We start from the raw sequence: 20,875 nt of genomic DNA on the forward strand, positions 1-20,875 counted from the left end.
CCGTCGGTGCCGGCATCGTCGTCACCATCAAAGAATAATTGGCGCCGGCCTTCGCCGGAATCCAAACAGAAAGGGCGGTCCTCGGGCCGCCCTTTTTGCATTGTGGCCTTGCGTTACAGCCTCTTGGAAGCGGGCAAGCCGTCATTTCAAAACCTGTTGCAAGCGCCGCCACCGCAACTAGTATAGGTTGTATCGAGGGGGCTTGCCCAAATGGGTTGGTGGCATCGTTTGAATGGCCGGACATGGTGGTCGCTCAGGCTGATCTGCCTGGTGTCGTTCTGTGTCATCGGGCACGCCGCCTTCGCGGCGAAGACAAAGAAGCCCGTGCCCGATCTTGGTCCGACGATGCGGTTTGTCGTCGTCCGCAGCAATGCACCGGGTTGCGAGCCGACCTGCCCGGAATGGATATCGGCGGAGGGCACGATCGAAGCCGGCACGCCGGCTCGGTTCAAACGCACGCTCAAGGCGCTCCGCGGCCGAAAGCTGCCTGTCGTCGTGGATTCTCCCGGCGGCCACGTCGAGGCGGCGCTGGCGCTTGGCCGGCTGATCCGTAAGAACAAGCTCGATATCGCGGTTGGCAAGACCCGGTTCACCGGCTGCCAGCCCGATGCCAAGGACTGCAAGGAAAACGACGGCAAGGGCGCCCGCTATTTCGGCAATCCCTATGCCAACGGCGCTATCTGCAATTCAGCCTGCCCGTTGATGTTTGCCGGTGGCATCAGGCGCGTCGTCGGGCAGTGGGCCTATCTCGGCGTCCATCAGATCACCACGACCTACATCCGGACGAAATTGCAGTACCGGACCACCTATCGCGTGGTGAGAGGCAAGAAGAAGATCATCGACAAGAAGATCGTCAGCCGCAAGAACGCCGGCAGCTACAAGACCTACGAGATGAGCAAGGCGGTGGAGAAGAGGCTGGCAGCCTATCTCAAGGAAATGGGCGTCGGCCTCGGCGTGCTCGAAACGATGAAGAACACCCCGGCCAGCGGCATCCAGCAACTGGCCCCGTACGACATGCTGCAGACGAACCTGGTCACCAGCCTCGATTCCCTCGACCTCCTGACCACGCCGACCATATGCAAGGCAACTCCGGTGCCGGCGAATTGCCGGGAAATACCGGCGAACAAGGGCGCAGAGCCGGCCGACGTGCCGACGGTCGAAGCCAAGCCCGAGATTCCTCAGCCGGCTGGGACCGTGCCGCCAAAGCAAGAGGCGGAGATGCGCTTCGCCCTCGTTCGCGGCAGCAACCCGCTGTGCAATCCCGATTGCCCGGAGTGGATCTCGGCGGAAGGCACGATCACCGCCGGGACCCCTGACAGGCTGCGCAAGTTGCTCGATACCCTCAGTGGGCGAAGACTGCCCGTGGTGATCAGCTCGCCTGGAGGCGACGTGCTCGGCGCTATTGCGGCCGGCCGGCTGATCCGGGAGCAAAAGCTCGACGTCGTCGTCGCCCGAACCGACTTCGTCGACTGTGATCCCGGGGCGGTGGGTTGCATCGCCAGGGATGGAGTCCATGCCGGGCTGGATGGCATCCATGCCGGGCTTACCATCGATTCAGGCAGCGAATGCGATGCGGCCTGTGCGATCGTGGTCGCCAGCGGTGTCAGGCGCCTTGTCGGCCCCAGCGCGCGCCTCAGTGTTCAATCGTTGGGGCAAGCGCGGCAGGTTGAGGTCTATCTCGACGACATGGCGATTGGCCGGGATCTATTCACCGCAATTCAGCGCAATTCAGTCCGGCACCAGCTCGAACCTGACACGATGCTGAAGCTCGGGCTGACGACGGGACGCCAATCGGTGGACGAGCTGACCGGCGCCACCATCTGCAGATCGGTGCCGAAGCCCGACAATTGCAGGGTCATGCCGTCGGCCAATGCCGAGGCCGCAACGCCCCCGAAACTGTAGCTTCGCCGGCCGAACTGGCCATCGAGGCAGGTTGAGTTCGCCGCGATTCTTCCGCTATCGTCCCGGCCGATCACAATCGAGGATCGGCGATGAACGAGAGCGTCCCGACATTGTTCGAATGGGCCGGCGGCACCGAGGCGCTGAACCGATTGACGCGGACTTTCTACGACAAGGTGTTTCAGGACCCCATCGTCGGTCCGGTGTTCAAGACCATGTCGCCCGATCATCCCGCCCATGTCGCCGCCTTCATCGGCGAGGTCTTTGGCGGGCCGAAGACCTACAGCGAAAAGCATGGCGGCCACCGCGAGATGGTCATGCACCATCTCGGCAAGTACCTGACCGAGGAACAGCGCCGCCGCTGGATCGAACTGCTGGCCGATGCCGCCGATGAGGTGGGTCTGCCGGACGATCCGGAATTCCGCTCGGCTTTCATGGCTTACATCGAATGGGGATCGAGGCTGGCCAGGATGAATTCCAACCTTGGCGAGACCTGCGATCCCGAGACCGAACCGATGCCGGCCTGGGGCTGGGGCGTGCCGGGCGGGCCCTACAAGCCGGGCGGCGAATAACGGGGCAGGCCACGGGTCCCTGTTTTCCGCCACCCACCCCACACGCCGCTCTTTACAGCGCGCGCGGAAGCTTTTAGGAAGCGCCTGCTGCGCCGACATGCGCACGATACGGGCATAGCTCAGTTGGTAGAGCGGCGGTCTCCAAAACCGCAGGTCGTAGGTTCGAGCCCTGCTGCCCGTGCCATTTCTGCGAAATGGCGATTCCTCGGAAAAAGCCTGGTTTACAGGAACCGGCCTTTGAAAATCGGCCGATGACTTGCCATATAGGCTGAGTTGGGGCATAAGAGCCCGATAGCCGGGACGGGACGACTGGATGGTTCCGAGGCGGCGTTTGGTCATAAAGCGGACACTTGCCACTTGCGTGGATCAAGAATCGGTTTTATGTAGACGAAACAGACACGCGACGCGTGGAGCTGGGAACCCGGCTTTACGCGTCCGATTTGCATGGGCGAAATGATTGCGCTGATTCGGCGCGGCCATGAGGTTCAGGCGGCACGTCCCGGCCAGCGGGATCATCCAGGAGACCCGGCCAACGGGTCTTGAAGACAGAGCGGCACATGGCTTCGAAAACCACAAATCCTTTCGTCTTTCTCCAGCAGGTTCGCTCGGAGACCGCCAAGGTGACTTGGCCGTCGCGCCGCGAAACGATGATCTCGACGGTGATGGTCCTGGCGTTCGCTCTGATCGCGATGATCTTTTTCTTCACCGCCGATCAGCTCATGGGCATCGCGGTCGAGCAGATTCTGGGCATTGGACGCTAAGTCCGGCGATTACGGAGAAGTCTTGAGATGACTGCGCGGTGGTACATCGTCCACGCCTATTCGAACTTTGAAAAGAAGGTCGCCGAGGATATCGAGAACAAGGCCAAGCAGAAGGGCCTGTCCGCCGACATCGAGCAGATCGTGGTGCCGACCGAGAAGGTCGTCGAGATCCGCCGCGGCCGCAAGGTCGATGCCGAGCGCAAGTTCTTCCCGGGCTATGTGCTGCTGAAGGCCAATCTGACCGATGCGATCTTCTCGCTGGTGAAGAATACGCCGAAGGTCACCGGCTTCCTGGGCGACTCCAAGCCGGTGCCGATCACCGAAGCCGAGGCCCAGCGCATCCTGAACCAGGTGCAGGAAGGGGTCGAGCGGCCCAAGCCCTCGGTCACCTTCGAGATCGGCGAGGCGATCCGCGTTTCGGACGGTCCGTTCGCCTCGTTCAACGGTTTCGTCCAGGAAGTGGACGAGGAGCGGGCGCGGCTCAAGGTGGAAGTTTCGATCTTCGGGCGCGCCGTGCCCGTCGATCTCGAATTCGGACAGGTCGAAAAGGGCTGATCCGAAATCCTCGCCGCCGGTTGGCGGCAAGGAGGCGGCGCGGAAAAACGCGCGGCCTGAACGGGTGGGAGGCGAATGCGGCTTTAGCCGGCCGCACGAACCGCACCACCAGACTGCAACCGCCGATGTTTCCCCGATAGTGGGGCCGGCATGAGAAAAGGCAGGAATAGAGATGGCTAAGAAAGTTGCAGGCCAGCTCAAGCTCCAGGTTGCCGCGGGCTCGGCTACGCCGTCGCCCCCGATCGGCCCGGCACTTGGTCAGCGCGGCATCAACATCATGGAGTTCTGCAAGGCGTTCAACGCGCAGACCCAGGAAATGGAAAAGGGTTCGCCGATCCCGGTCGTCATCACCTACTACCAGGACAAGTCGTTCACCTTCGTCATGAAGACGCCGCCGGTGAGCTACTTCCTGAAGAAGGCAGCGAACCTGAAGTCGGGCTCGAAGGAGCCGGGCAAGGTCAAGGCCGGCACGATCGGCCGCGACAAGGTGCGCGCCATCGCCGAGCAGAAGATGAAGGATTTGAACGCCAACGACGTCGAGGCGGCCATGCGCATGGTCGAGGGCTCCGCCCGCTCGATGGGCCTGGAAGTGGTGGGCTGAGATCATGGCAAAGATTGCAAAACGCGTATCGAAGACCCGTGAAGGCATCGATCCCAACAAGGCTTACGCGCTGGGTGAAGCGCTGAAGCTGCTCAAGGATCGTTCCTCGGTGAAGTTCGACGAGACCATCGAAGTCGCCATGAACCTCGGCGTCGACCCGCGCCATGCCGACCAGATGGTCCGTGGCGTGGTCAACCTGCCGAACGGGACCGGCCGCTCGGTCCGCGTCGCCGTGTTCGCACGTGGCGACAAGGCCGAGGAAGCCAAGGCTGCCGGCGCCGATATCGTTGGCGCCGAGGATCTGGTCGAGATCGTGCAGAAGGGCACGATCGACTTCGATCGCTGCATCGCCACGCCGGACATGATGCCGCTGGTCGGTCGTCTGGGCAAGGTGCTCGGCCCGCGCGGCATGATGCCGAACCCCAAGGTCGGCACCGTCACCACCGACGTGGCCGCCGCCGTCAAGGCATCGAAGGGCGGTGCCGTCGAGTTCCGCGTCGAGAAGGCCGGTATCGTCCATGCCGGCGTCGGCAAGGTCTCGTTCGACGTGACGGCGCTGGAAGAGAACGTCCGCGCCTTCGCCGACGCGGTGACCAAGGCAAAGCCGGCTGGCGCCAAGGGCAACTACGTCAAGAAGGTGTCGGTCACCTCGACGATGGGCCCGGGCCTCAAGCTCGACGTCTCGACGCTCGCGGCGTCCTGATACGAATCACCCGGATCGGCCGCTAAAGGGCTGATCCGAAAAAGAATTCCGGGCCTCCGACCTGTCGGCGGCCCGGTACCGGAAGTCGGAAGGCTTCCGGACATCCTGTCCGAGATTGCAGGCGGCCCGAGCCTTGGTTTGAAAAGGGGGGCCTTAATTCATGTGGGCCTGCATGAGACGGGTGAAGACCGGACAACGGAGCCACAAGCTCCAATGAAAGGTTCGAACCGTGTTTGCCTTTTGTCTGCGCATCGCCGGCTTGGCCGTAGGTGTGGCGAAAGGGGGCAGGATCCTCGAGCGTCGTTCGGGAGATCCGTTACTGGATGGCCCGGCCGGCAAAAGGCAACCCGACGCCTGTCCTCGTGAAAAGGGCAGGGGTCAACTGGAGATAGGCAGTGGACAGAGCGGAAAAACGCGAACTCGTCACGGGCCTGAATGATGCGTTTTCAAGCGCTGGTTCAGTCGTCGTGGCCCACTACGCCGGTATCACCGTCGCGCAAATGAACGACCTTCGGTCGAAAATGCGCGCCGCCGGTGGCACCGTCAAAGTCGCGAAGAACCGTCTCGCCAAAATCGCTCTTCAGGGCACGGACTCCGCATCGATCATCGAGCTGTTCAAGGGACAGACCCTGATCGCTTATTCGGAGGATCCGATTGCGGCGCCGAAGGTCGCGTCCGATTTCGCCAAGGGAAATGACAAGCTCGTCATTCTCGGCGGCGCAATGGGCACCACCTCGCTCAACGCCGACGGTGTGAAGGCACTCGCCACACTTCCGTCGCTCGATGAGCTGCGCGCCAGGCTGGTTGGCATGATCGCCACGCCGGCTACCCGGATCGCCCAGATCGTCAATGCGCCAGCGGCTTCGGTCGCGCGCGTCATCGGCGCTTACGCCCGGAAGGACGAGGCGGCATGAGGCCGTTCCTCGCTATCACAAACACACGTTCGAACCTTATGAAGGAACATTCAAATGGCTGATCTGGCAAAGATCGTAGACGACCTTTCGAAGCTGACCGTCCTCGAGGCGGCCGAGCTGTCGAAGCTTCTGGAAGAAAAGTGGGGCGTTTCCGCCGCTGCTCCGGTGGCGGTTGCCGCCGCTGGTGGTGCTGCGGCCGCTGCTGCTCCGGCCGAGGAAAAGACGGAATTCGACGTCGTCCTCACCGAGGCGGGCGCTCAGAAGATCAACGTCATCAAGGAAGTCCGCGCCATCACCGGTCTTGGCCTCAAGGAAGCCAAGGACCTGGTCGAGGCGGCTCCGAAGCCGGTCAAGGAAGGCGTTTCCAAGGCCGACGCGGACAAGTTCAAGGCCCAGCTCGAAGCAGCCGGCGCCAAGGTCGACTTGAAGTAAGCGTTGTCTAAAGCGGCGGGCGGCCTCGCGCCGTCCGCCACTCCCTTCGCGTGAAGGGAGGCCTGAGTTACGCGAGACGTACGAAAACCTCTTTCCTGAGGGCCTTGAAACCGGCCTTCAGGAAACGGGTTTTCTCCCGTTCTAGCCGACCGCCGACAGGCGGCCGGAGAACTGATTGAAGGGCCGCCGCCGAGGTGGCCGCGAATGCAAGGCGAACCGCGGCGAGGTTCGTCCCGAGTTTAGAGCTAAGGAGCGACGATGGCCCAGACCCAGACTTTCAATGGCCGCAGACGCGTACGCAAGTTCTTCGGAAAGATCCCGGAAGTTGCGGAGATGCCGAACCTGATCGAGGTTCAAAAGGCATCCTATGACCAGTTCCTGATGGTGGACGAGCCCAAGGGCGGGCGTCCGGACGAGGGACTGCAGGCCGTTTTCAAGTCGGTCTTCCCGATCTCCGATTTTTCCGGCTCCTCGATGCTGGAGTTCGTGAAGTACGAGTTCGAAGGACCGAAATTCGACGTTGACGAATGCCGTCAGCGCGACCTGACCTATGCCGCGCCACTGAAGGTGACGCTGCGCCTCATCGTGTTCGATATCGACGAGGATACCGGCGCCAAGTCGATCAAGGACATCAAGGAGCAGGACGTCTACATGGGCGACATGCCGCTCATGACCTTGAACGGCACCTTCATCGTCAACGGCACCGAGCGCGTCATCGTCTCGCAGATGCACCGTTCGCCGGGCGTCTTCTTCGACCATGACAAGGGCAAGTCGCATTCGTCCGGCAAGCTGTTGTTTGCCGCCCGCGTCATCCCCTATCGCGGCTCGTGGCTCGACATCGAGTTCGATTCGAAGGACGTCGTGCACGCCCGCATCGACCGCCGCCGCAAGATTCCGGTGACGTCGCTGCTGATGGCGCTCGGCATGGACGGCGAGGAGATCCTGTCGACGTTCTACAACAAGATCACCTACAAGCGCGCCGGCGACCACTGGCGCATTCCCTTCAATGTCGAGCGTTTCCGCGGCCTCAAGGCCGTTGGCGACCTGGTCGATGCCGACACCGGCGAAGTCGTCGTCGAGGCCGGCAAGAAGATCACCGCACGCCAGGCCAGGGCGCTGGGCGAAAAGGGTCTCAAGGCGATCAAGGCGACCGACGAGGATCTGCTCGGCAACTACCTTGCCGAGGACATCGTCAACTACGCCACCGGCGAGATTTTCCTCGAAGCCGGCGACGAGATCGACGACAAGACGCTGAAGGTGCTGCTCGGCACCGGCGAGGACGAGATCAAGGTTCTCGACATCGACCATGTCAATGTCGGCGCCTATATCCGCAACACGCTCAACGTCGACAAGAACGAGGGCCGCCAGGACGCGCTGTTCGACATCTACCGCGTCATGCGTCCCGGCGAGCCGCCGACGCTCGAGACCGCCGAAGCCATGTTCAACTCGCTGTTCTTCGACAGCGAGCGCTATGATCTGTCGGCCGTCGGCCGCGTCAAGATGAACATGCGCCTCGAGCTCAAGGCCGAGGACACCGTGCGCGTGCTGCGCAAGGACGACATCCTGGCCGTGGTCAAGACGCTGGTCGAACTGCGCGACGGCAAGGGCGAGATCGACGACATCGACAATCTCGGCAACCGCCGTGTGCGCTCGGTCGGCGAGCTGATGGAAAACCAGTACCGCGTCGGCCTGCTGCGCATGGAGCGCGCGATCAAGGAGCGTATGTCCTCGATCGAGATCGACACGGTGATGCCGCAGGACCTGATCAACGCCAAGCCGGCGGCCGCCGCCGTGCGCGAGTTCTTCGGTTCCTCGCAGCTGTCGCAGTTCATGGATCAGACCAACCCGCTGTCGGAGATCACCCACAAGCGCCGCCTTTCGGCGCTTGGACCGGGCGGTCTGACCCGCGAGCGCGCCGGCTTCGAGGTGCGCGACGTGCACCCGACGCATTACGGCCGCATCTGCCCGATCGAGACGCCGGAAGGCCCGAATATCGGCCTGATCAATTCGCTGGCCACGTTTGCGCGCGTCAACAAGTACGGCTTCATCGAGAGCCCGTACCGCAAGATCGTCAACGGCAAGCTGACCAATGAAGTCGTCTATCTCTCGGCGATGGAAGAGGCCAAGCACCACGTCGCGCAGGCTAATGCCGAGCTCGACAAGAACGGTGGTTTCGTCGACGAATTCGTCATTTGCCGTAACGCCGGCGAAGTGATGATGGCGCCGCGCGAAAACGTCGATCTGATGGACGTCTCGCCCAAGCAGATGGTGTCGGTGGCAGCCGCCCTGATCCCGTTCCTCGAGAACGATGACGCCAACCGCGCGCTGATGGGCTCGAACATGCAGCGTCAGGCCGTGCCGCTGGTGCGCGCCGAAGCGCCGTTCGTCGGCACCGGCATGGAGCCGATCGTCGCCCGTGACTCGGGTGCCGCCATCGGTGCTCGTCGTGGCGGCGTCGTCGACCAGGTCGACGCGACGCGTATCGTCATCCGCGCCACGGAAGATCTCGATCCCGGCAAGTCCGGCGTCGACATCTACCGGCTGATGAAGTTCCAGCGTTCGAACCAGAACACCTGCATCAACCAGCGTCCGCTGGTGCGCATGGGTGATCGGGTCAACAAGGGCGACATCATCGCCGACGGTCCCTCGACCGAACTCGGCGATCTGGCGCTCGGCCGCAACGTGCTGGTCGCGTTCATGCCGTGGAACGGCTACAACTACGAGGACTCCATCCTCTTGTCCGAGCGCATCGTCGCCGACGACGTCTTCACCTCGATCCACATCGAGGAGTTCGAGGTCATGGCGCGCGACACCAAGCTCGGTCCGGAGGAAATCACGCGCGACATCCCGAACGTCTCGGAAGAAGCGCTGAAGAACCTCGACGAAGCCGGCATCGTCTATATCGGCGCGGAAGTGCAGCCCGGCGACATCCTGGTCGGCAAGATCACGCCGAAGGGCGAAAGCCCGATGACGCCGGAAGAAAAGCTGCTGCGCGCCATCTTCGGCGAAAAGGCGTCCGACGTGCGCGACACCTCCATGCGCATGCCTCCGGGCACTTTCGGCACCGTCGTCGAAGTGCGCGTGTTCAACCGTCACGGCGTCGAGAAGGACGAGCGCGCCATGGCGATCGAGCGCGAGGAGATCGAACGTCTCGCCAAGGACCGCGACGACGAGCAGGCGATCCTCGACCGCAACGTCTATTCGCGTCTTTCCGACGTTCTCGTCGGCAAGGAAGCGATTGCCGGGCCGAAGGGGTTCAAGAAGGGCTCGAAGCTGTCGAAGGACACGCTCGACGAGTATCCGCGTTCGCAGTGGTGGCAGTTTGCCGTGGAGAACGAAAAGCTCCAGAGCGAACTGGAAGCGCTGCGTGGCCAGTACGACGATTCCAAGAAGGCGCTCGAACAGCGCTTCATGGACAAGGTCGAGAAGGTGCAGCGCGGCGACGAAATGCCTCCGGGCGTCATGAAGATGGTCAAGGTCTTCGTGGCCGTGAAGCGCAAGATGCAGCCCGGCGACAAGATGGCCGGCCGGCACGGCAACAAGGGTGTCGTGTCGCGCATCGTTCCGGTCGAGGACATGCCTTTCCTCGAGGACGGCACGCATGCCGATATCGTGCTCAACCCGCTGGGTGTGCCGAGCCGCATGAATGTCGGCCAGATCCTGGAAACGCATCTGGGCTGGGCTTGCGCCGGAATGGGCAGGAAGATCGGCGATCTCATCGACGCGTACAAGACGGCCGGCGACATCAAGCCGCTGCGCAAGACGCTCGAGAGCTTCATGCCGGCCAACGACCGCAACGAGCCGATCCGCGAATATGACGACGAGAGCATCGTTCGCCTCAGCGAGCAGATGCGCCGCGGCGTCTCCATCGCGACACCGGTGTTCGACGGCGCGCACGAGGCTGACATCAACATCATGCTGGAGCAGGCGGGCCTGCACACCAGCGGTCAGTCGCAGCTCTATGACGGACGCACCGGCGAGCCGTTCGATCGCAAGGTGACGATGGGCTACATATATATGCTCAAGCTTCACCACCTTGTGGACGACAAGATCCACGCGCGTTCGATCGGACCGTACTCGCTCGTTACCCAGCAGCCGCTGGGCGGCAAGGCGCAGTTCGGCGGCCAGCGCTTCGGCGAAATGGAGGTCTGGGCGCTCGAAGCGTACGGCGCCGCCTATACGCTGCAGGAGATGCTGACGGTGAAGTCGGACGACGTCGCCGGCCGTACCAAGGTCTACGAGGCGATCGTCAGAGGCGACGACACGTTCGAGGCCGGCATTCCGGAGAGCTTCAACGTTCTGGTCAAGGAAATGCGGTCTCTCGGTCTCAATGTCGAATTGGAGAACACCAAGCTCGACGACAACCCTGTCCGGCTGCCCGACGCGGCCGAGTAAACAAGACATCCGGTCGCGGGAGATGGCTCCCGCGACCGGATGCAGAAATTTTCGGCCGGTGGGCCGACCACTCAGCGGGCATTCGGCCCGCGCTAGATGCAAGGGGTTTTCGAGGACCCCGAAAAGGAGAACGGCATGAACCAAGAGGTCATGAATCTCTTCAATCCCCAGGCGCCGGCGCAGGTGTTCGATTCCATCCGGATTTCGCTCGCCAGCCCTGAGAAGATTCTGTCCTGGTCGTTCGGCGAGATCAAGAAGCCGGAGACCATCAACTACCGCACCTTCAAGCCGGAGCGCGACGGCCTGTTCTGCGCGCGCATTTTTGGTCCGATCAAGGACTATGAGTGCCTGTGCGGCAAGTACAAGCGCATGAAGTACAAGGGCGTCATCTGCGAGAAGTGCGGCGTCGAGGTCACGCTGTCGCGCGTCCGCCGCGAGCGCATGGGCCATATCGAGCTCGCCGCGCCCGTCGCCCATATCTGGTTCCTGAAGTCGCTGCCCTCGCGCATCGGCACGCTGCTCGACATGACGCTGAAGGACATCGAGCGCGTCCTCTACTTCGAGAACTACATCGTCACCGAGCCCGGTCTGACCGCACTGAAGGAGCACCAGCTTCTCAGTGAGGAGGAGTACATGATCGCCGTCGACGAATATGGCGAGGATAGCTTCACCGCCATGATCGGCGCAGAGGCCATTCACGATCTCCTGGCCGGCATGGACCTGGAGAAGATCGCCGGCGACCTGCGTTCGGAGCTGGCTTCGACCACGTCCGAACTGAAGCAGAAGAAGTATCTGAAGCGGCTCAAGGTCGTCGAGAACTTCATGGAATCCGGCAACCGTCCGGAGTGGATGATCATGAAGGTGGTCCCGGTGATCCCGCCGGACCTGCGCCCGCTGGTTCCTCTTGATGGTGGACGTTTCGCCACGTCCGACCTCAACGATCTCTATCGTCGCGTTATCAACCGCAACAACCGCCTGAAGCGGCTGATCGAGCTGCGCGCCCCCGGCATCATCGTGCGCAATGAAAAGCGCATGCTTCAGGAAGCCGTCGATGCGCTGTTCGACAATGGCCGCCGCGGCCGCGTCATCACCGGCGCCAACAAGCGTCCGCTGAAGTCGCTGTCCGACATGCTCAAGGGCAAGCAGGGCCGGTTCCGCCAGAACCTGCTCGGCAAGCGCGTCGACTATTCCGGCCGCTCGGTCATCGTCACCGGTCCGGAGCTCAAGCTGCACCAGTGTGGTCTGCCGAAGAAGATGGCGCTCGAACTGTTCAAGCCCTTCATCTATGCCCGCCTCGACGCCAAGGGTTATTCCTCGACCGTCAAGCAGGCCAAGAAGCTTGTCGAGAAGGAGCGTCCGGAGGTCTGGGATATCCTCGACGAGGTCATCCGCGAGCATCCGGTGCTGTTGAACCGCGCGCCGACGCTGCACCGCCTTGGCATCCAGGCATTCGAGCCGATCCTGATCGAAGGCAAGGCGATCCAGCTTCACCCGCTAGTCTGCACGGCCTTCAACGCCGACTTCGACGGCGACCAGATGGCCGTTCACGTGCCGCTGTCGCTGGAAGCGCAGCTTGAAGCCCGCGTGCTGATGATGTCGACCAACAACATCCTGCACCCGGCTTCCGGCGCGCCGATCATCGTGCCGTCGCAGGACATGGTTCTCGGTCTCTACTATCTCTCGATCGTCAACCAGAACGAGCCGGGCGAAGGCATGGTGTTTGCCGACATGGGCGAACTCCAGCACGCGCTCGAGACCAAGGCGGTGACGCTGCATTCCAAGATCAAGGGCCGCTTCCGCACGGTCGACGCCGAGGGCAATGTCGTGTCGAAGATCCATGACACGACGCCTGGCCGCATGATCATCGGCGAACTTCTGCCGAAGAACGTCAACGTGCCTTACGAGACCGCCAACCAGGAGATGACCAAGAAGAACATCTCCAAGATGATCGACACCGTCTACCGCCATTGCGGTCAGAAGGAGACGGTCATTTTCTGCGACCGCATCATGGCGCTCGGCTTCAGCCACGCCTGCCGCGCCGGCATCTCGTTCGGCAAGGACGACATGCTGATCCCGGATGCCAAGATCAAGCTGGTCTCCGACACCGAGGCTTTGGCCAAGGAATACGAGCAGCAGTACAATGACGGCCTGATCACGCAGGGCGAGAAGTACAACAAGGTCGTCGACGCCTGGGCCAAGTGCTCGGAAAAGGTCGCCGACGAGATGATGGCACGCATCAAGGCGGTCGAGTTCGAGGACAATGGCCGTCAAAAGCCGATGAACTCGATCTACATGATGTCGCACTCCGGTGCGCGCGGCTCGCCCACCCAGATGCGCCAGCTCGCCGGCATGCGCGGCCTGATGGCCAAGCCGTCGGGTGAAATCATCGAGACGCCGATCATCTCGAACTTCAAGGAAGGCCTGACCGTGCTCGAGTACTTCAACTCGACCCACGGCGCCCGCAAGGGTCTGGCCGACACCGCCTTGAAGACGGCGAACTCGGGTTACCTCACCCGTCGTCTGGTCGACGTGGCGCAGGACTGCATCGTCAACTCGCTCGACTGCGGCACCGACAAGGGCCTCACCATGCAGCCGATCGTCGATGCCGGCCAGGTCGTCGCTTCCGTCGGCCAGCGCGTGCTGGGCCGTACGTCGCTCGACGACATCACCCATCCGGTGTCGGGCGAGGTTCTGGTCAAGGCCGGAACGCTGATGGACGAACGCGATGTGGAGCAGATCGAAAAGGCCGGCGTTCAGTCGATCCGCATCCGCTCGGCGCTGACCTGCGAGGTCAGGATCGGCGTCTGCGCGGTCTGCTACGGACGCGATCTGGCCCGCGGCACCCCGGTTAACCAGGGCGAAGCCGTCGGCGTCATCGCGGCGCAGTCGATCGGCGAGCCGGGCACCCAGCTCACCATGCGTACCTTCCACATGGGCGGCACGGCGCAGGTGGTGGATAGCTCGTTCCTTGAAGCCTCCTATGAGGGCAAGGTCGAGATCCGCAACCGCAACGTGGTGCGCAACTCCGACGGCCAGCAGATGGTCATGGGCCGCAACATGGCGGTCCTGATCCTCGACGAGGCCGGCAAGGAGCGCGCCACGCACCGCGTCACCTATGGTTCGCGCATCTTCGTGGACGACGGCGACAAGGTGAAGCGCGGCCAGCGTGTCGCCGAGTGGGATCCTTATACCCGCCCGATCCTCACCGAAATCGAGGGCAGGGTGGCGTTCGAGGATCTGGTCGACGGCATTTCCGTTCAGGAAACGGCCGACGAATCGACCGGCATCACCAAGCGCGAGGTCATCGACTGGCGTTCGACGCCACGCGGCAACGACTTGAAGCCGGCGATGGTCGTCCAGGACGCCAAGGGCAAGGTCGGCAAACTGTCGAAGGGCGGCGACGCCCGCTTCCTGCTCTCGGTCGAGGCCATTCTTTCGGTCGAGCCGGGTGCGCATGTGAAGCCGGGCGACGTGCTGGCGCGTATCCCGATGGAAAGCGCCAAGACCAAGGACATCACCGGCGGTCTGCCGCGTGTTGCCGAACTGTTCGAGGCACGCCGTCCGAAGGATCACGCCATCATCGCCGAGATCGATGGCACGATCCGCTTCGGCCGCGACTACAAGAACAAGCGCCGCATCATCATCGAGCCGCATGACTCGACGCTTGAGCCGGTCGAATACCTGATCCCGAAGGGCAAGCCGTTCCATCTTCAGGACGGCGACGTCATCGAGAAGGGCGACTACATCCTCGACGGCAATCCGGCGCCGCACGACATCCTGGCGATCAAGGGCGTGGAGGCGCTTGCCTCCTACCTCGTCAACGAGATCCAGGAAGTCTACCGCCTGCAGGGCGTGTCGATCAACGACAAGCACATCGAGGTGATCGTTCGCCAGATGCTGCAGAAGGTCGAGATCACGACGCAGGGCGATTCGACCTACATTCCGGGCGACCACGTCGACGTGATCGAGCTGGAAGAGGTCAACGAGCGGCTGATCGAGGACGGCAAGAAGCCGGCCGAAGGCCAGCCGGTGCTGCTCGGCATCACCAAGGCCTCGCTGCAGACGCCGTCCTTCATCTCTGCCGCCTCCTTCCAGGAGACGACCAGGGTGCTGACCGAAGCGGCGGTTGCCGGCAAGACCGACATGCTGCAGGGGCTGAAGGAAAACGTCATCGTCGGCCGGCTTATCCCGGCCGGCACCGGCGGCACGATGAGCGCGATCCGGCGCATCGCCACCTCGCGCGACGAGCTGATTATCGACGAGCGCCGCAAGGCCTCGGGCGTCGAGGTCGCCGAGCCGATGCTGACCGACATGGTCACCGCCGCGCAGTAAGCGCGGGATGAAAGAGAAGAAGGAAAGGGGCCCAAGCGGCCCCTTTTCGCATTTTGGCTTTCCCAGGGATCGAGAAGAACATGAGCAAGAAGATTTGGACTGATGTCGACGACTACATCGTTTCCTCTCTCTTCGAAGCGGATCCCGTGCTTGACGCGGTGCTCGCGGCAAACCGCGACCAGGGTCTGCCGGCGATCGACGTCTCGGCCGCTCAAGGCAAGCTGTTATCGCTGCTGGTGCGCATCGGTGGCGCGAGGAAGGTGCTGGAGATCGGCACGCTTGGCGGCTACTCGACCATATGGATGGCAAGGGGATTGCCCGCCGACGGCAAGATCGTGACCCTCGAACTCGACCCGCATCATGCCAGGGTCGCCCGGTCGAACTTCGAGCGGGCAGGGGTCTCGGACCGGGTGGACCTACGCACCGGTCCGGCGCTTCAGTCGCTCACCGCGCTGGGCAGCGAAAACGCCGGTCCGTTCGACCTGATCTTCATCGACGCCGATAAGCCGAACAACCCGAACTATCTGTCATGGGCCATGCGGCTGTCGCGGCCGGGAACGGTCATCGTCTGCGACAACGTCATCCGTGACGGCGCGGTGCTGGATGAGGATGGCCGTGACGTCAACGTCGAAGGCGCACGCGCGGCGTTCTCGTTCATCGGCGGCGACAAGCGCCTGGACGGCACTGCCATCCAGACAGTCGGCGCCAAGGGCTATGACGGCTTTGCGATAGCGATCGTCAATTGAGCTTGCGCGGTGAGCGGCCGGACCTGCGATCCGGCCGACGCCCACTGATCAGTCGAAAAACGCCTCGACCACAGTGCGCTTGCCGAGCATGAAGGCGTCGGCGACATGCTGGAGCGGGGCGAGGTCGACGTCCGAGGTGCCGGCGCGTACGATCTCGGCAAAGCGCCTGTAGAGCATCGGGTACTCTGCTTCCGGCTCGTCGTGGACGACGCGGCCGTCGATGGCGAGCTTCGTGCCGCCGCCGGAAAGCACCATTTTACCCTGGTCCGTCTCGGCCAGAATATCCCAGCTTTGCGGACCGGTCTGCAGCCAGTCGAGTTCCATCGTCACCGGCAATCCATCAGAGGTGCGGAAGGCGACATGTGCCGCGACCGGGGACGCGCGGTTTTCGGGGAAATCCAGAACCGCCGAGGTGATGAACATCGCTGGCAGGATATGGGTTGCGATCGATAGCGCATTGATGCCGGGATCGAAGACGCCGAAGCCGCCCGGCGCCCAGATCCATTCCTGGTTCGGGTGCCAGCGGCGCACGTCTTCCTTCCAGTTGATGGCGGCCGATTTGATCTTGGCCGAGCCGAGGAATGCGCGCGCGGCCTCGACCGCCGGCGCGTAGCGCGAGTGCCAGCTGGCGAACAGCGAAACGCCTTTTGCCGCCGCCAGTGTCTTGAGGTCTTCGACCTCGCTGACCGTGGCGCCGGGCGGCTTTTCCAGAAAGACATGCTTCTTCGCCGCCAGCGCCGTCCGCGCCGCATCGTAACGGAATTGCGGCGGCATGCAGAGCGATACGGCCTCAAGCTCGGGTACCGCCTCAAGCATCGCTTCGATATCAGGAAAATTCGGAATGCCGTCGACTTTGCCATTCCGGCTGGCCGCGGCGGTCAGGCGATAATCCTTGTCCTTCGCCAGGGCCGGAAGGTGCTGGTCGCGAACGATCTTTCCCACGCCGACGATGCCGATCTTGATGGGGTCGCTATTCCTGGACATGGGGGCTCCGACGATTGGAAAGGTGCTGCTAGCAAAGATTGGTTCTTAGCAGAGAACCGATGCCGGGCAAGCCTCGACGCAGGCTGCTGCTGCAGCGGCTCGCCCTTGCATGCCACCCAGATCGGTCCTGCGTCAGAGCGGCACGTCGAAGGTGACGATCGAGACTTCGCCCTCGAGCGCGCCTTGATAGGCCGACAGATGCGGCTCGTCGTCGGGGACGCCCTCCATGTCGCCGATCTGGTCGAGCTCGGCCTCGGCATAGCCTTCGGCCGCCAGCGATTCGAGGGTGCGCCGCACCGCCGAATCGTCGTCGGGCGCGACCAGCATGACGTGGACGCCTTCCGGCTTGCCGCCTTTTCTTTTCCACACCCGGCCGGTGATGATGGTGACCGGGCGTTCCTCATTGTCGTTCACGGACCGATTCCTCTGTATAGGTTTGGCGGGCAGGGGATTGCGCCGTTCATGCCGCTTTTTCGCATGAAGCACGGCCGCATGACAGCCAGAACCCGGTCACTTTCTTCCCCGCCCTTGCAAAATGGCGAAAGAAAATTACATGCGTTTTTCGCATGGCTGCCAAGCCTTCGTTGGCGCGCAATATTTGGCGCTCCGGGGTTGACGGACAACAGGCTTGCGAGTAGAAGCCGCCCAGTCAGAACCGATGTGAGGCTCTCCCTTCCGAAGCGACACGCTTTGGAGTTTGCCTCAAACAGGGTTCGTTTTACGAGCGAAAAGACATTTCCGGCGTGCATGAAGCGGTCTCCGCTTCCTCTGCCATTTGTTCGGGCAAGACCGCGAGGCGCGGTTTGTGGCCCGAATTTGCGTATGGAAATGACGCTTTGAGCGGCCCTGACCGGGCGAGACACGGAATTGAGAGACAAGAGGGTTTAATGCCTACCGTCAACCAGCTGATCCGCAAGCCGCGCATTGCGCCGGTGAAGCGCAACAAGGTCCCGGCCATGCAGCAGAACCCGCAGAAGCGGGGCGTCTGTACGCGCGTCTATACCACGACGCCGAAGAAGCCGAACTCGGCGCTGCGCAAGGTGGCCAAGATCCGCCTGACCAATGGTTTTGAAGTGATCGGTTACATCCCCGGCGAAGGTCACAACCTTCAGGAGCACTCCGTGGTGATGATCCGCGGCGGCCGCGTCAAGGATCTTCCGGGCGTGCGCTACCATATCATCCGCGGCGTGCTCGACACGCAAGGCGTGAAGAACCGCAAGCAGCGCCGTTCGAAATACGGTGCCAAGCGTCCGAAGTAAGGGTTTTCCGGCTTCGGCGCTTTTTTTGACTGCGCCGGGCTATGAGAGATTGAGAGACAAAAGCCATGTCCCGTCGTCACAGTGCAGAAAAGCGTGAGATCAATCCGGACCCCAAGTTCGGCGATCTGATCGTCACCAAGTTCATGAACGCCGTCATGTATGATGGCAAGAAGTCGGTTGCCGAGACCATCGTCTACGGCGCGCTCGACCAGGTCCAGTCCAAGACCAAGCAGGAGCCGGTCACCGTCTTCCATCAGGCGCTCGACAATGTCGCGCCGCATGTGGAAGTGCGTTCGCGTCGCGTCGGCGGCGCCACCTACCAGGTTCCGGTCGACGTGCGCCCCGAGCGCCGTCAGGCTTTGGCCATTCGCTGGCTGATCGCCGCCGCACGCAACCGCAATGAGACCACCATGGTCGACCGCCTCTCCGGCGAGCTGATGGACGCGGCCAACAACCGCGGCACCGCCGTCAAGAAGCGTGAAGACACCCACAAGATGGCAGAAGCCAACCGCGCCTTCGCGCACTACCGCTGGTAAAGCGCGAACGAGACTGAGAGGCAGCTACGATGGCCCGCGAATATAAAATCGAAGACTACCGCAATTTCGGTATCATGGCGCATATCGACGCCGGCAAGACGACGACCACCGAGCGCGTCCTCTATTACACGGGCAAGTCGCACAAGATCGGCGAAGTCCATGACGGCGCTGCCACCATGGACTGGATGGAGCAGGAGCAGGAACGCGGCATCACCATTACGTCGGCCGCGACCACGACCTTCTGGAAGGGTCGTGACGGCAAGATGTACCGCTTCAACATTATCGACACCCCCGGCCACGTCGACTTCACCATTGAGGTCGAGCGTTCGCTGCGCGTGCTCGACGGCGCCATTGCGCTGCTCGATGCCAATGCCGGTGTTGAGCCGCAGACGGAAACCGTCTGGCGCCAGGCCGACAAGTACCGCGTGCCGCGCATGATCTTCTGCAACAAGATGGACAAGATCGGCGCCGACTTCTACCGCTCGGTCGAGATGATCGGTTCGCGCCTCGGTGCGCATGCCGTCGTCATGCAACTGCCGATCGGCGCCGAGACAGAGTTCAAGGGCGTCGTCGACCTCGTTGAGATGAACGCGCTGGTCTGGCGCGACGAAACGCTGGGTGCTGCCTGGGACGTCGTCGAGATCCCGGCCGACCTCAAGGCCCGTGCCGAGGAATATCGCGAGAAGATGATCGAGGCCGCCGTCGAAATGGACGAGACGGCGCTTGAGAATTACCTCGAAGGCAAGATGCCGAGCAACGATGAGATCCGCGCGCTGATCCGCAAGGGCACCATCGCGGTCAAGTTCTATCCGATGTTCTGCGGCTCGGCCTTCAAGAACAAGGGCGTCCAGCCGCTGCTCGACGCCGTCGTCGAATATCTGCCGTCGCCGGCCGATGTTCCAGCCATCAAGGGCGTCGATGCCAAGACCGATGCCGAGATCGAGCGTCACGCCGACGATAACGAGCCGCTGTCGATGCTCGCCTTCAAGATCATGAACGACCCGTTCGTCGGTTCGCTGACCTTTGCCCGCATCTATTCGGGCAAGCTGACCAAGGGCGTCTCGCTCGACAACACGGTCAAGGGCAAGAAGGAGCGCATCGGCCGCATGCTGCAGATGCATGCGAATTCGCGCGCCGACGTCGAAGAGGCTTTTGCCGGCGACATCGTCGCTCTTGCCGGTCTCAAGGACACGACCACCGGCGACACGCTCAGCGATCCGCTGCATCCGGTCATCCTCGAGCGCATGGAATTCCCAGACCCGGTCATCCAGATCGCGATCGAGCCGAAGACCAAGAACGACCAGGAAAAGATGGGCCTCGCCCTTCACCGCCTGGCCGCCGAGGATCCGTCCTTCCGCGTCAAGACCGACGAGGAAAGCGGCCAGACCATCATCTCCGGCATGGGCGAACTTCACCTCGACATCATCGTCGACCGTATGCGTCGCGAGTTCAAGGTCGAGGCCAATGTCGGCGCGCCGCAGGTGGCCTATCGCGAGACGATCACCCGCAAGCACGAGCAGGACTACACGCACAAGAAGCAGACCGGCGGTACCGGTCAGTTCGCCCGCGTCAAGCTTCTCTTCGAGCCAAATCCGGAAAGCAGCGAATTCGAGTTCGAATCGAAGATCGTTGGCGGCGCGGTGCCGAAGGAATACATCCCCGGCGTCGAAAAGGGCATCAACAGCGTCATGACGTCTGGCCCGTTCGCGGGCTTCCCGATGATCGGCGTCAAGGCGACGCTCATCGACGGCGCCTACCACGACGTCGACTCCTCGGTGCTCGCCTTCGAAATCGCCGGCCGTGCCTGCTTCCGTGAAGCAGCGCCAAAGCTTGGCGTGCAGTTGCTCGAGCCGATCATGAAGGTCGAGGTGGTGACGCCTGAGGACTACGTCGGCAGCGTCATCGGCGATCTGAACGGCCGTCGCGGCCAGATACAGGGCCAGGAAGCCCGCGGCGTTGCCGTGGTCATCAACGCCATGGTGCCGCTCGCCAACATGTTCAAGTACGTCGACAATTTGCGCTCGATGAGCCAGGGGCGCGCTGCCTACACGATGCAGTTCGACCACTACGAGCCGGTGCCGACCGCGGTCGCCCAGGAAGTCCAGAAGAAATACGCGTAACTCGCACGGGTTGCAGCGCTAACTTAATTCAAAGCCCGCACGGGCGAGCAGGAATGGAGACATCAC

General features: G+C 62.5%; 16 protein-coding genes and 1 tRNA gene. 15 read left to right on the forward strand and 2 right to left on the reverse strand.

Annotated elements, in window-relative coordinates:
• Positions 1-210: 210 nt before the first annotated feature.
• From C9427_RS32635 to C9427_RS32690, 12 genes are all read left to right on the forward strand, one after another.
• Positions 211-1,902, forward strand: coding sequence for a COG3904 family protein (locus C9427_RS32635; RefSeq protein WP_107653082.1), 1,692 nt, complete (start codon positions 211-213; stop codon positions 1,900-1,902).
• 89 nt (positions 1,903-1,991) lie between these two features.
• On the forward strand, positions 1,992-2,471 hold the full coding sequence (locus C9427_RS32640; protein ID WP_107653083.1) for a group II truncated hemoglobin: 480 nt from the start codon (positions 1,992-1,994) through the stop codon (positions 2,469-2,471).
• Between the two features lie 108 nt (positions 2,472-2,579).
• Positions 2,580-2,655: transfer RNA gene (locus tag C9427_RS32645), tRNA-Trp, on the forward strand.
• A gap of 373 nt (positions 2,656-3,028) precedes the next feature.
• Positions 3,029-3,232 carry a preprotein translocase subunit SecE gene (gene secE / locus C9427_RS32650; protein ID WP_107653084.1) on the forward strand — a complete coding sequence of 68 codons (204 nt, stop codon included), beginning with the start codon at positions 3,029-3,031 and terminating at the stop codon, positions 3,230-3,232.
• A 27-nt stretch (positions 3,233-3,259) separates the two neighbouring features.
• Complete coding sequence (gene nusG / locus C9427_RS32655) at positions 3,260-3,787, forward strand: transcription termination/antitermination protein NusG (RefSeq protein WP_008875655.1); 528 nt, start codon at positions 3,260-3,262, stop codon at positions 3,785-3,787.
• A gap of 172 nt (positions 3,788-3,959) precedes the next feature.
• On the forward strand, positions 3,960-4,388 hold the full coding sequence (gene rplK / locus C9427_RS32660; RefSeq protein WP_006202140.1) for a 50S ribosomal protein L11: 429 nt from the start codon (positions 3,960-3,962) through the stop codon (positions 4,386-4,388).
• Between the two features lie 4 nt (positions 4,389-4,392).
• Positions 4,393-5,091, forward strand: a complete 699-nt coding sequence (gene rplA, locus C9427_RS32665) for a 50S ribosomal protein L1 (RefSeq protein ID WP_097574965.1) — start codon at positions 4,393-4,395, stop codon at positions 5,089-5,091.
• A 395-nt stretch (positions 5,092-5,486) separates the two neighbouring features.
• A complete protein-coding gene (gene rplJ, locus C9427_RS32670; RefSeq protein ID WP_008875657.1) occupies positions 5,487-6,005 on the forward strand; it encodes a 50S ribosomal protein L10 in 519 nt (172 codons plus the stop codon).
• Between the two features lie 54 nt (positions 6,006-6,059).
• Complete coding sequence (gene rplL, locus C9427_RS32675) at positions 6,060-6,437, forward strand: 50S ribosomal protein L7/L12 (RefSeq protein WP_008875658.1); 378 nt, start codon at positions 6,060-6,062, stop codon at positions 6,435-6,437.
• A gap of 258 nt (positions 6,438-6,695) precedes the next feature.
• Complete coding sequence (rpoB, locus tag C9427_RS32680; protein WP_107653085.1) at positions 6,696-10,832, forward strand: DNA-directed RNA polymerase subunit beta; 4,137 nt, start codon at positions 6,696-6,698, stop codon at positions 10,830-10,832.
• Between the two features lie 135 nt (positions 10,833-10,967).
• Positions 10,968-15,164, forward strand: a complete 4,197-nt coding sequence (rpoC, locus tag C9427_RS32685; protein WP_107653089.1) for a DNA-directed RNA polymerase subunit beta' — start codon at positions 10,968-10,970, stop codon at positions 15,162-15,164.
• Positions 15,165-15,244: 80 nt separating this feature from the next.
• On the forward strand, positions 15,245-15,910 hold the full coding sequence (locus C9427_RS32690; protein ID WP_107653086.1) for an O-methyltransferase: 666 nt from the start codon (positions 15,245-15,247) through the stop codon (positions 15,908-15,910).
• Between the two features lie 48 nt (positions 15,911-15,958).
• On the opposite strand, the gene C9427_RS32695 is transcribed toward C9427_RS32690, so the two are convergent.
• Both C9427_RS32695 and C9427_RS32700 read right to left on the reverse strand, forming a co-directional pair.
• Positions 15,959-16,894 (reverse strand): Gfo/Idh/MocA family protein, encoded by a 936-nt coding sequence (locus C9427_RS32695; RefSeq protein WP_107653087.1) that lies wholly within the window; start codon positions 16,892-16,894, stop codon positions 15,959-15,961.
• A 132-nt stretch (positions 16,895-17,026) separates the two neighbouring features.
• Positions 17,027-17,308, reverse strand: coding sequence for a transcriptional regulator (locus tag C9427_RS32700; protein WP_097577466.1), 282 nt, complete (start codon positions 17,306-17,308; stop codon positions 17,027-17,029).
• A gap of 473 nt (positions 17,309-17,781) precedes the next feature.
• Here C9427_RS32700 and rpsL point away from each other — a divergent pair, with 473 nt between their 5' ends.
• The 3 genes from rpsL (at position 17,782) to fusA (ending at position 20,809) form a co-directional block, all read left to right on the forward strand.
• Entirely contained in the window at positions 17,782-18,153 is a 372-nt protein-coding gene (gene rpsL, locus C9427_RS32705) for a 30S ribosomal protein S12 (protein WP_006333356.1), read from the forward strand.
• Between the two features lie 65 nt (positions 18,154-18,218).
• On the forward strand, positions 18,219-18,689 hold the full coding sequence (gene rpsG, locus C9427_RS32710) for a 30S ribosomal protein S7 (RefSeq protein ID WP_008875664.1): 471 nt from the start codon (positions 18,219-18,221) through the stop codon (positions 18,687-18,689).
• Between the two features lie 29 nt (positions 18,690-18,718).
• Positions 18,719-20,809, forward strand: a complete 2,091-nt coding sequence (gene fusA / locus C9427_RS32715) for an elongation factor G (RefSeq protein ID WP_107653088.1) — start codon at positions 18,719-18,721, stop codon at positions 20,807-20,809.
• Positions 20,810-20,875 lie beyond the last annotated feature (66 nt).

It is taken from the genome of Mesorhizobium helmanticense (genome assembly GCF_003034915.1).
Lineage (GTDB): Bacteria > Pseudomonadota > Alphaproteobacteria > Rhizobiales > Rhizobiaceae > Mesorhizobium > Mesorhizobium helmanticense.